The organism is Dorea sp., from assembly GCF_977044405.1.
The window spans coordinates 1-10131 of sequence record NZ_CDRRQK010000045.1 but is presented as its reverse complement, the minus strand read 5'-3'; the positions used below and the strand labels follow the sequence as shown (position 1 = coordinate 10131).

13 protein-coding genes and 1 pseudogene are annotated in these 10131 nt (G+C 39.3%); 12 read left to right on the top strand and 2 right to left on the bottom strand.

What is annotated here, in order from left to right:
• Positions 1-95: 95 nt before the first annotated feature.
• On the bottom strand, positions 96-377 hold the full coding sequence (locus ACWJAF_RS13515; RefSeq protein WP_448864636.1) for a hypothetical protein: 282 nt from the start codon (positions 375-377) through the stop codon (positions 96-98).
• Between the two features lie 27 nt (positions 378-404).
• Between ACWJAF_RS13515 and ACWJAF_RS13510 the strand changes: the two genes are divergently transcribed.
• From ACWJAF_RS13510 to ACWJAF_RS13490, 5 genes are all read left to right on the top strand, one after another.
• Positions 405-623 (top strand): hypothetical protein, encoded by a 219-nt coding sequence (locus ACWJAF_RS13510; RefSeq protein WP_448864634.1) that lies wholly within the window; start codon positions 405-407, stop codon positions 621-623.
• Entirely contained in the window at positions 583-735 is a 153-nt protein-coding gene (locus ACWJAF_RS13505) for a hypothetical protein (RefSeq protein ID WP_448864632.1), read from the top strand. The genes ACWJAF_RS13510 and ACWJAF_RS13505 overlap by 41 nt, the downstream gene beginning before the upstream one ends.
• 2 nt (positions 736-737) lie before the next feature.
• Entirely contained in the window at positions 738-857 is a 120-nt protein-coding gene (locus tag ACWJAF_RS13500) for a helix-turn-helix domain-containing protein (protein WP_331469234.1), read from the top strand.
• A 164-nt stretch (positions 858-1021) separates the two neighbouring features.
• Positions 1022-1387 carry a DUF4186 domain-containing protein gene (locus ACWJAF_RS13495; protein WP_296033971.1) on the top strand — a complete coding sequence of 122 codons (366 nt, stop codon included), beginning with the start codon at positions 1022-1024 and terminating at the stop codon, positions 1385-1387.
• A 244-nt stretch (positions 1388-1631) separates the two neighbouring features.
• Positions 1632-2501 carry a LysR family transcriptional regulator gene (locus ACWJAF_RS13490; RefSeq protein ID WP_448864630.1) on the top strand — a complete coding sequence of 290 codons (870 nt, stop codon included), beginning with the start codon at positions 1632-1634 and terminating at the stop codon, positions 2499-2501.
• 149 nt (positions 2502-2650) lie between these two features.
• Here ACWJAF_RS13490 and ACWJAF_RS13485 read toward each other — a convergent pair whose 3' ends face one another.
• A complete protein-coding gene (locus tag ACWJAF_RS13485; protein ID WP_448864628.1) occupies positions 2651-3490 on the bottom strand; it encodes an aldo/keto reductase in 840 nt (279 codons plus the stop codon).
• Positions 3491-3785: 295 nt separating this feature from the next.
• On the opposite strand from ACWJAF_RS13485, the gene ACWJAF_RS13480 reads away from it, so the two are divergent.
• The 7 genes and pseudogenes from ACWJAF_RS13480 to ACWJAF_RS13450 form a co-directional block, all read left to right on the top strand.
• Positions 3786-4718, top strand: coding sequence for a LysR family transcriptional regulator (locus ACWJAF_RS13480; protein WP_448864626.1), 933 nt, complete (start codon positions 3786-3788; stop codon positions 4716-4718).
• A gap of 155 nt (positions 4719-4873) precedes the next feature.
• Positions 4874-5476: a sugar O-acetyltransferase gene (locus tag ACWJAF_RS13475; protein ID WP_448864624.1), complete on the top strand. Its 603-nt coding sequence runs from the start codon at positions 4874-4876 to the stop codon at positions 5474-5476.
• A 193-nt stretch (positions 5477-5669) separates the two neighbouring features.
• On the top strand, positions 5670-6545 hold the full coding sequence (locus ACWJAF_RS13470; RefSeq protein ID WP_448864623.1) for a DMT family transporter: 876 nt from the start codon (positions 5670-5672) through the stop codon (positions 6543-6545).
• 259 nt (positions 6546-6804) lie between these two features.
• On the top strand, positions 6805-7518 hold the full coding sequence (locus ACWJAF_RS13465; protein ID WP_448864621.1) for a response regulator transcription factor: 714 nt from the start codon (positions 6805-6807) through the stop codon (positions 7516-7518).
• Positions 7511-8773, top strand: coding sequence for a sensor histidine kinase (locus ACWJAF_RS13460; RefSeq protein ID WP_448864619.1), 1263 nt, complete (start codon positions 7511-7513; stop codon positions 8771-8773). The genes ACWJAF_RS13465 and ACWJAF_RS13460 overlap by 8 nt, the downstream gene beginning before the upstream one ends.
• A gap of 279 nt (positions 8774-9052) precedes the next feature.
• On the top strand, positions 9053-9505 hold the full coding sequence (locus tag ACWJAF_RS13455; protein ID WP_448864617.1) for a hypothetical protein: 453 nt from the start codon (positions 9053-9055) through the stop codon (positions 9503-9505).
• Positions 9506-9932: 427 nt separating this feature from the next.
• Positions 9933-10131 (top strand): annotated as a pseudogene (locus tag ACWJAF_RS13450) (hypothetical protein); the annotation flags it as partial.

The window sequence follows — 10131 nt, the reverse complement described above, 5'->3', positions numbered from 1 at the left end:
ATGGATGGAAATGTGGTAAAAACTCTTTTTGTAACCAATTTTACTTCCAATGGAGGATATGCAGTGCGTGAAGACAGCATTCCTACATGGGTTGCTCATGCTAAGCCCTCTGATATGGACAACACGATCAGCGCCGAAACCGTATAGAACAGACCAATCTTAGCTGTCCATTTTACAGAATGTGTCTCTCGTGCGGTTGCGGCAAGTGCGCTGACACAAGGCATATTAAAGCTGATGGCAAAGATAAAAGCAAGTCCCTGTGCTTTGGTAAAGTTTGCCGACAGGATGGTAGAAATATCTGCGGCACTACCGGCGGTTTTTGCACCAAAAGTAGAACTTACAAGGTTTCCTCCTGTACCGTATAAAGTGTTCAGCACACCGAGCAGAGATTCTATAATACATTGATGATTACATCACAGAGTAATGAGATCAGACGCGGATGCGTTCCAATCGAAGCAAGGAAGGTTCTAAGGACAGATGCCAGCGGTACCAGTATGGCTGAGGCAATCCCGGAGATGATCCCTGCAAATATCATGGCAAGCAGGAAAAAAAGAAATCTGGAAGATAAAAGAAGAGCCACAGATGGGAATACTCAGATATCTTACCATCCGGCTGCTATATGAACTGATGCAGATGCCGAATGAAAGCGAAACGAGGAATTATTATACGAGATCCCAGATTTCGATTGTCAGAGAAGCAGAATCTCTGATCATGCAGGATCTCTCCCGGATCTGAAAGTGATTGAGATCGCAAATGCAGTCGGATATGAGAATCAGGGAAAATTTGCAAGAGTATTTGCAAAGAAATATGGTGTAGCACCATTAGAATATAGAAGAATAAAGAGAGGAAATTTATAAAGATGTACGCAAAGAATGAAGATGATGAGAGTGGCTTATTGAGTCAATCCGTTAAAAATTAAATATGTTAGATTCGTAAAGTAGAAAAATTCTATAGTATATGTTAATATAGTAACAAGGATAGGTTGAAACGCGTTTGCAAAATGAAAAGAGGCGTAAAAAAGATGACCAAGGAAGAATGGTATCAGCAATTATTTTCCCATCTGGAACAGTCAAAATTCAGAAGTAGTTTTCATCTGAAAGAAAAAGACAAGGTATATATACGTGAAAAAGGCATGGATACCATCAGGCGTCACGCAGAAGACTTTATTGCAAAGAGAGAAGCACCGGCGGTGATTCCAAATGACGGGAAGCAGACGCCAATGCGTGGACACCCGGTATTCATAGCACAGCACGCAACCGCGACATGCTGCAGGGGATGCATATATAAATGGCATAAGATGCGCCCAGGCAGAGAACTAAGTAAAGTGCAGCAGGAATATCTGGTGGATGTCATCATGACGTGGATTGAGGGCGAGATGAAACGATGAAAAAAGAGAATATGAAAAAAGACGATCCCGGAAGACAGAAGAGCAGATTGATGGAAGTATATATGAGTTGGAGAATGAAGAGGTACCAATGATATATGGTTTTTCGGATAAAGTTTCTGTCAGGATATTCGATGGTAAATGCGAGATTGACTTTTCACTTGTCTATGAAGATATCAGATTCATAGATGAGAGGGAATGATAAATAATAAAGCTATAAAAATCTGAAATGTAAAGGAAGAACGACATGGAACTTCGTGTATTAAAATATTTCCTCATGGCGGCGCAGGAAGAGAATATTACAAGAGCAGCGAAACTACTTCATATCACACAGCCGACCCTGTCAAGACAGTTAATGCAACTGGAAGAAGAACTGGGAACGAAGTTATTTAAGCGCGGAAAACATAATATTTATCTGACTGAAGACGGGATACTTTTGAAAAAACGTGCACATGATATCGTAGCACTGGCAGAACGTACGGAAAGAGAATTTAAAGAACAAAAAGAAGAACTGGCAGGGGAGATTATCATTGGCTGCGGTGAGAGCCGAAGTATGCATGAACTGGCAGAAAGTATTGCGGATTTTCAGAAAATGTACCCGATGGTTCAGTATGAACTCTATACGGCAAATGCAGATGATGTAAAGGAAAAACTGGATAAGGGCTTACTGGATCTTGGAATGGTCACAGAACCGGTAGACATTTCCAAGTATAATTTTATCCGGATGAAACAGATGGAAGAATGGGGCATTCTGATAAGAGAAGATTCAAAGCTTGCACAAAAAGAATCTGTAACCCCAGAAGACCTGGCGGAGATACCACTGATTATGGTAAAAAGAGATCTGGTGAAGAACGAACTGGAAAGCTGGTTTGGAGAATTCTATCCAAGGCTTCATGTGACCGGAACGTATAATCTTCTGAATAATGCTGCAATCTTTGTGCAAAAAGGAATCGGAGCGGCTATCTGCTTTGAGGTTGGCAATCATTATGATGAGCTTACTTTTGTACCGATGAAACCGGCACTTCACAGTGGATGTGTTCTGATCTGGCGGAAGAATGAAGCATTGTCAGAGACGGTGAAAAAATTTCTGGATGTATTTTCGGAAAAGGAAAAATAACTCAGAAAAGCATGGAAGCAATAGTATAAAGATGATAAAGAAACAAAATAACCCTGTAGAAATCTAAGTGCATACAGTACATTTCTACAGGGATTTTTACTTATATAAATATTATATTTGATAAAATTATGAGAAGCAGATCTGTATGATTACACAATACTCATAAACCACTCAACCGTAGCCGGATCATGATGTGAGAAGAACAGACTGTTTTCAGTATCTAAAGCTTCCAGTATCTTCATATCGTCAGCAGAAAGCGAAAAATCAAATACATTAAAGTTTTCTTCCATACGCTCTTTGTGAACAGACTTTGGAATAACAACAACACCGCTCTGGATCAGGAAACGAAGTGCAACCTGGGCAGGTGTTTTTCCGTATTTTTCACCGATTTCTTTCAAAGCAGGTGTATTGAAGTAATCATTTCTGCCTTCTGCGAATGGTCCCCATGACATGATCTGTGTATCGTGCTTTGCCATATATTCTTTTGCAACTTTCTGCTGCTGGAACAGATGAGTTTCTACCTGGTTGACAGCAGGCTTTACTTCTGCAAAATGTACCAGATCCAGATAACGGTCAGGGTAGAAGTTGGAAATTCCGATTGCTCTTACTTTGCCGGCTTTGTAAGCTTCTTCCATAGCGCGGTAAGATCCATAATAGTCACCGAATGGCTGATGGATAAGCAGAAGATCAATATAGTCGGTTTTTAATTTCTTTAAAGATTCTTCAATCGAAGCTTTTGCCTTTTCATATCCGGCATTTGTGATCCATACTTTTGTAGTGATAAAAAGATCTTCTCTTGGAAGTCCACATTTTTCAATGGCGTTTCCAACGCCCTCTTCGTTGCCGTAAGCCTGTGCAGTATCAATACTGCGGTATCCGGTCTGGATGGCTTCCAGTACACAGCGTTCTGTATCTTCTGGTGGAGTCTGATATACTCCGTATCCTAAAATTGGCATTTTTACACCATTATTCAATGTTACATATTCCATGTTCCATACCTCCTGTAATAAAAAATGTGAAATGTAATTTGTAGTTTATATAGCAGTGCAATATGGTTGCAAAGCTGTGTAGAAAAGCAAGAGATGAGCTACAGTTCATAGGCAGAAATCCGCTGAAGTGAAAAATCCGTATGATCATAGTAGCAATTGTGGAAATAACCTGCTTTCTACAATTTTAAATTTACACTGTGATGGAAAAAATGTACAATAGAAAATAAGAAAAGCAGATTTCATAAAATGAATAGTAAGATAAGAACAAAGAAAAATAAAAGAAAGAGGAAGGGATATGATGAATCTAAATGAACTGAAACAGTTCACAGCATTTGCAAAGTATGGGACACTATCCAGAACAGCCGAAGTTCTGAATATCTCCCAGCCAACGATCACCAGAACCATGCAGCATGTAGAAGAAGAATTTGGCGTAACTTTGTTCAACAGAGGGAAAAATAAGATCACACTGAATGAGACCGGGGAAAAAGCAGTGGAGTGTGCGAAGAAGCTTTTAGAAGAAGCAGAAAATACGATTCGTACAGTTCAGGCATTTGATAAAAGTATGCATACCATCCGTGTTGAGTCCTGTGCGCCGGCACCACTTTGGACGCTGCTTCCGGACATTACCGCCAGATACCATGAGAATATGATATCATCCAGATTATTATCTGATATAAATGAGATTATACAGCACGTAAGGGACGGCGAATGTGATATAGGGATTCTTCCGGGGGCAATTGAGAGATACGTAGATGGCAAAGAATGCTTAGAAAATGCGATGTCAGAAGCTGAGTTATTAAGGAAAGAGGCATTAGAAACGAGAATTATAAACAATCAGGAAAAGGAGACATTAGTAGATGTTACCTATCTGAGAGAAAAATTAAATGTCTGCATTTCAAAAGAACACGAACTTGCACAGTATGAGGAATTATCCATGGATCAGTTAAATGGATACAATTGCCTGTTGCGGGACCAGATTGGATTCTGGACCAATCTTTGTCATCAGAAGATGCCGGCGTCAAGATTTCTGGTACAGACGGATGAGTTTGCATTTGAGGAGCTGATCCGGTCGTCTACTTTATTTTGCTTTACGACGAATTTTGCGACGGATGTGAATCATTTACTAAAGGACAGAAAGGTGATTCCGCTGACAGATCAGGAAGTAGATGTTACATATCATCTGATATGCAGAAGGGAGAAAGAAGAATATATTAAAATCTACAGATAAATATAGGAAACACGATAGAATGTGTTTGAAAAATCATTTCTGCAATCTACACATCCCACTTTGTGGTCTATATCTTTTAGAAAGCATTTTCAGACACACTCTGGAAAAGTGAAAACAGTATGGAATATTAGGAAAGAGAGGTCAGAAGAAATGTTATGAGTACAATGAAAGAAAAGATGCACACAGGAGAGTTATATCTTCCAGGAGATGAGGAGATTATAAAAGAACAGTTCGACTGCCTGGAACTATTATATGATTACAATGCAACAAGACCGAAAGAGCAGGAAAAGAGACAGGAATTATTAAAGAAAATGTTCGCAGAGATTGGAACAGATTGCTATATAGAGCCGCCGCTTCATGCGAATTTTGGCGGGAAGCATGTACATTTTGGAAAGAATGTATATGCGAACTTTAATCTGACATTGGTGGATGATACACATATTTATGTAGGGGATTATACGATGATCGGGCCAAATGTAACAATTGCTACGGCTGGGCATCCACTGTTGCCGGAACTTCGCAGGCAGGGGTATCAGTATAATAAGCGTATCAGGATAGGAAGAAACTGCTGGATCGGGGCGGGTGCTGTTATAGTGCCGGGAGTTCATATAGGAGATAATGCCGTGATTGGAGCAGGAAGCATCGTTACAAAAGATATTCCATCGGACGTTGTAGCAGTGGGAAATCCATGTAAGGTACTGCGTGAGATTGATGAAGCTGAGATAGAACGGCTGAAAAAGATTGAAAAAATCAATTAAAGCTCATAAAGATAGATTTCTTGTATCATAGTGTGTGAAGAATATGCTATACTTATGTTCTATATCGGTAATATAGAAATCAGAAATATTACTGATAGAGGATGAAAAATGTATTCGGAAAAGGGCTTTGTAAAAATAAGAGATAAAAAGTCTGAAGAGTATATAAGACACGGGAGGAAAAAGCAGAAAAAATATGAGTGAGAAATCTATGAATAAAGATACAAGAAAAAATGTCATACTGCTGCATATTGCGGTTATGTGCTTCAGCTTTTCGGGAGTCATCGGACAGTATGTGCAGGTACCGGCGGTACAGGTGGCAATGGGAAGAGTGATCTGTTCTTCGTTATTGCTATTGCTTATTTCGCTGTTCTGTAAAGATAAACTGACGCTGAACTGTAAGAAAGACTATGGACTTATGATCATGACGGGATTGGTAATGGCAATCCACTGGTCAAGCTTCTTTCAGTCGATACAGACATCGTCAGTAGCAATTGGAACGATTACATTTTCCACGTTCCCGTTATTCCTGACGTTTCTGGAGCCACTGATTTTTCATGAGAAGATTCGCGGAAAGAATATATTGAATGCACTGATTCTTCTGTTGGGCGTATTGATCACAATTCCGGAATTTTCAGTAGAAAATAAGGTGACAGTCGGAATCTTGTGGGGAATGCTTGCAAGCTTTACCTATGCGGTGATGACATTATCGAACCGCTATTTTTCAAGCAGATATAAAGGACGTACGATCTGTCTGTATGAGCAGGGAACAGCGGCAATTGCCCTGCTTCCGGCGCTGGTACTGGTAAAAGCAACCTGGAGACCGGTTGACTTTGCAGGAGTTGCGACGATAGGATTTTTATGTACGGCGATCGCATATTCCTTATACGTAACAGCGCAAAAGGGTGTAAAGGCACAGACAGCGGGAATCATCTCAGGAATGGAGACTGTGTATGGAATTGTATTTGCACTGCTGTTCTTAAGAGAAGTTCCGACGATCCGCGAACTGGTCGGAGGGGCGGTGATACTTGGAATTGCATTCTATTCTTCGCTGCATAGTGATGATGACTAGGTATGGGGACAATCTGGAAACGGGTTGTCCTTTTTTAGATCAAAGTATGCAAGAGAAACAGCCAGTGTCAGGTTCTGTGTATACCAAAGTATACAAGAAAAGTTGCCGGTGGCAAGTTTGCGGCATATGTAGTAAACTGATTTATCGTAAGAAATTTTTAAGATTTACATCGGAAAATTTTTAAAACGTTCCATATATATTGTGATTGTACACGAAGATTGGCGGGTGTACAAAAGAAGAGAGGGGGGAACCTGGGAAGATGGAGACAGAGAAAATCCTGGTCGTGGACGACAATAAAGAAATCGTCTACTCCATCAGTGAGTTATTAAAGTATGAAGGATATGAGACGCTGAAGGCCTATGATGGCATGGAAGCACTGGATATTATGGAAAGAGAGCATGTAGATCTGATTCTTCTGGATGTAATGATGCCGAGACTGAACGGATTATCAGCACTTATGAAATTAAGAGAAAAGAGCCGGATCCCGGTCATTATCTTATCGGCGAAGACAGAGGAAAGTGATAAGGTATCGGGACTTACGCTGGGGGCAGATGACTATATCGAAAAACCATATAATCCGGCAGAGCTGATCGCCAGAGTAAAAGCACACCTTAGAAGATACAGAGCCTGGGGCGGTGAAGAACCGGCAAAAAAGAAAGATCCGGATAAGATCGTCAACGGCGGACTGATGCTGGATAAAAAACAGCGGGTGATATTCGTAGAAGGTGAAGAGGTACATCTGACTGCAACAGAATATAAGATTCTGGAACTTTTAATGAGCCATCCGGGGCAGGTCTTTCCGGCAGAACAGATCTATGAAAATGTATGGCAGGAAACAGCTGACTACACGGTTGAAAATACGGTAATGGTACATATCCGCCATATCCGCGAAAAAGTAGAGATTGATGCAAAGAAACCAAGATATGTAAAGGTGGTGTGGGGTATTGGATACAAAATGGAAAAATATGATTAGAATAATAAAAAGCTTTCTGAAAAAATATTATGACTGTATCATCGGAATGCTGTTGTGTATTGTGGGAAGTTTCTTATTCTTTATAATGATAGTAGACAGATACTATTACAGCACATGGGCAGTATGGAGGATAGGAGGAATAGCAAATGTACTTCTACAGCCGGGAATCTGTCTTTTGCTGCGCAGATATATAGGCTTTCGGTATCGGTTCTGGACAGAAGATATGCCGGAAGCAGGAGCAGAACAGGAGACAGCCGACAGTATCTATTATCAGAGATGGAAAGAAAAATCAAAGGAATCCGAAAAACATTTCCGCAATATATTTGCAGCAGAACTGGCAATAGCAGTTGTCTATCTGTGGCAGATTAGTGTTAATTCACAGTGGGGATGGAATTATGCACTGGGATATGTCGTGGTCATCAGTGTATTTATTGAATATATAGGCTGCCTTTGGATCATAAGAAAATTCTGGAACAAAGAATTAGATCAGATTATGGAACGCACAGAAATCTTCTTCCAGAAACGTCTCGAACAGGCGCTTGAGATTGAGAAGAAAAGTCTGGATAAGGTATCAAGAAGCGATCAGTTAAGAGTGGATCTGATCACAAATGTATCGCATGACCTGAAGACTCCGCTGACTTCGATCGTGGGTTATCTGGAGCTTATTAAGAAGGAAGAATTAAGCGATGTCGTCAAAGACTATGTGGATGTAATTTCATCCAGGGCAGAGAAGCTTGGAGAGATGATCAACAGCCTGTTCTCTCTTGCAAAAGCAAGCAGTGGCAACATAGAACTGCACAAAGAAAAGTTTGAACTCAACCGGCTGATAGAACAGATATTTGCAGATATGGATGATAAGATGAAAGACAGCGGATTAACATTCGTGACACAGCTGACAGAAGAAGATACGGAAATATATTCCGATAATTCATACTTCTACCGCATCTGCCAGAACCTGATAGAGAACGCATTAAAATATTCGGCAAAAGGAACCAGAGTATTCGTAAAGACATACAAAAAGGATGTGCTGGGATCCGGAGAGAAAAATGTTCTGGAGATCACAAACACATCGGCTTATCCGATGGATTTTGAAAAAGAAGACATTATCGAGCGCTTTGCAAGAGGTGATAAAGCAAGAAGCAGCGAGGGAAACGGCCTGGGACTTGCAATCGTAAGCACATACGCAAAAGCGCTGGATGGGGAATTTGATATAAAGATTGACTGTGATCAGTTTAAGGCAATTGTGAGTATATAAAGAAGCTTGAAAAGATTCATCTGATATGACCTTTGGAAGGTGTAAAAGGCATTTTAAAAGATAATATGAGTTTATAAAAAGACGTTTTTGAATTAGAAAGTTTGAGAGAGAATTTTCGATTCAAAAGCCTCTTTTTTTTGTGGAAACTATTTAGTGACGTGCATATATGTCACAAATGAGGGTAATTATTACAATAGCAAGTAACTCGATTGCATATTTTGAAAAAGGCAAGCAACGCTTGCTTGAATTTGGCTTGTCAGACTGATATGTTGTGGAAAAGTGCTGCACTTAAAGAAGAAGGAATTCCTCGAAAAAATTAAAAAAATAGAAAGCCAGCCGTTTGAAAATGTCTGTTGCGGGGAGGGAAGAATTATAAACTTAAAAGAAATAGAATATATAGATTGCCAAGGAGAAAAAAGATTAATAGAGTATTATGATAGGAATGAATGGGTATGGAGAAGAAAGAAAAATAAAAAAATAACTGCAGAAATAGCATTGGTACATGAAATTGAAAAAGTAGAAATATTTTTCGGAAAGTATACAGGTAAGGAAAAAAATAGAGAATTTGTATTATTAGAAACGAAACCAAATGAATTTTACTTTGTACAGTATTTGGGAAATTTGAAGTGGATAGATGAAGAAACAGTGTTCTTGGAAGCAAAAAGAGGAGAAGAAGGATTGGTGATAAACATAAGTACAGGAAGTGTTAAGAAGGTTGATTGTACCTTTTGAATATAAGATGGGATACAATGGAATTTTCTGGGTGATGAATTAAAAGAAATAAACAATATAAGAAAAGGCGATATAATTGGCTGTCGTGCTAGTTGTTTAGCTCGACAGTCATAAGAAAAGGTAATTTAGAATATTCGGATTTAGAAGTTTATCTAACTTTGTTATAAAATATAGTGGACAAGCAAATATATTTATGTTTTAATAAACTCAAAGCATTATATTTCTGGAAAAAGCAGTATTAACTGCATCTGATATCATATCTTAAATCATTCCAACAGTCTGAAAAGACAGTAAGAAATCTCAATGCTTTCATATTTCCCAAAAAACAAGCAGAGAGATTATAAAATCCGAGAATGATCCGATGTTAGATGTGATGATGATTGACGATAGACAGAATCTCCTGCGCATTCAACAAAGGAGGTCTGTTATGTGCACGAATACAGATTTATTGCCAGTGAATCCAAAGTACAAAGCAAGAATATTTGAACTATTGTATCAGGACAAAAAAGAACTGCTGGATCTATATAATGCAGTGAACGGAACAAGCTATGAGGATCCCGAAGAATTGGAGATTAACACGTTGGAGAATGCCGTTTATATGGCGATGCATAATGATGTATCATTTG

What these genes read in the sequence shown, in the direction of transcription:
- ACWJAF_RS13510 (WP_448864634.1), top strand. Translation starts at nt 405, where the DNA reads ATGATTACATCACAGAGTAATGAGATCAGACGCGGATGCGTTCCAATC.
- ACWJAF_RS13505 (WP_448864632.1), top strand. Translation starts at nt 583, where the DNA reads ATGGGAATACTCAGATATCTTACCATCCGGCTGCTATATGAACTGATG.
- ACWJAF_RS13495 (WP_296033971.1), top strand. Translation starts at nt 1,022, where the DNA reads ATGACCAAGGAAGAATGGTATCAGCAATTATTTTCCCATCTGGAACAG.
- ACWJAF_RS13490 (WP_448864630.1), top strand. Translation starts at nt 1,632, where the DNA reads ATGGAACTTCGTGTATTAAAATATTTCCTCATGGCGGCGCAGGAAGAG.
- ACWJAF_RS13485 (WP_448864628.1), bottom strand. Translation starts at nt 3,490, where the DNA reads ATGGAATATGTAACATTGAATAATGGTGTAAAAATGCCAATTTTAGGA.
- ACWJAF_RS13480 (WP_448864626.1), top strand. Translation starts at nt 3,786, where the DNA reads ATGATGAATCTAAATGAACTGAAACAGTTCACAGCATTTGCAAAGTAT.
- ACWJAF_RS13475 (WP_448864624.1), top strand. Translation starts at nt 4,874, where the DNA reads ATGAGTACAATGAAAGAAAAGATGCACACAGGAGAGTTATATCTTCCA.
- ACWJAF_RS13470 (WP_448864623.1), top strand. Translation starts at nt 5,670, where the DNA reads ATGAGTGAGAAATCTATGAATAAAGATACAAGAAAAAATGTCATACTG.
- ACWJAF_RS13465 (WP_448864621.1), top strand. Translation starts at nt 6,805, where the DNA reads ATGGAGACAGAGAAAATCCTGGTCGTGGACGACAATAAAGAAATCGTC.
- ACWJAF_RS13460 (WP_448864619.1), top strand. Translation starts at nt 7,511, where the DNA reads ATGATTAGAATAATAAAAAGCTTTCTGAAAAAATATTATGACTGTATC.